Raw genomic sequence first — 632 nt, 5'->3', positions numbered from 1 at the left:
AGAAAAGAATGTGTCGAGTTGTCGACAGTCACAAGAAGCGTACTGATGGAATACGCATGATGCGAAGTGGGTAGGGTTACAAGTTAATAGTTATGTCTATCAACACTACAGTATTGCTGGTTGAGTCGTTTCAGGTTTGGCCTGTTCACCCAACCGTTTAGGCAATAAAAAGCGACCTAGTGTGGCCGCTTGTTGCGTTTGTTGTCTTGCTTAAATCTTGAATAAGCTTTTTGCATTTTCCGTGGTGATAGCATCTATGGTTGCGACCTCTTCGCCACGCAAGTCTGCCACTCGCTGCGCGACGAGCGATGTGTAAGCTGGCTCATTGCGTTTACCGCGATGCGGCACTGGCGCCAAATATGGGCAGTCTGTTTCTAAGATGACCCATTGCATGTCTAAGTGTGGAATGACTTGGTCCATGCCGCCGTTTTTAAACGTCGATACACCGCCTAAACCAAGGTGGAAGCCCAACTCGTTAATTGCTCGCGCCTCTTCTAAGCTGCCACCAAAACAATGGAACACGCCACGCAGGCGACCGTCTTGCTCTTGACGAAGCAGAGTCAGCGTTTCTTCGATGGAATCGCGGGTGTGGATCACCACAGGTAAATCCATCTCTTTTGCCCAATTGAGTT

The 632-nt window shown here is 48.7% G+C and carries 1 protein-coding gene; it reads right to left on the bottom strand.

From position 1 onward, the window contains the following. Positions 1-210: 210 nt before the first annotated feature. Positions 211-632 (bottom strand): TatD family hydrolase (locus tag R7R24_RS27930; protein ID WP_318120324.1); only part of this gene is annotated, 422 nt, incomplete at its 5' end.

This window comes from Vibrio sp. 704, assembly GCF_033339295.1.
The sequence above is the reverse complement of the archived record's forward strand: the minus strand, read 5'-3'. Positions and strand labels throughout refer to the sequence as shown.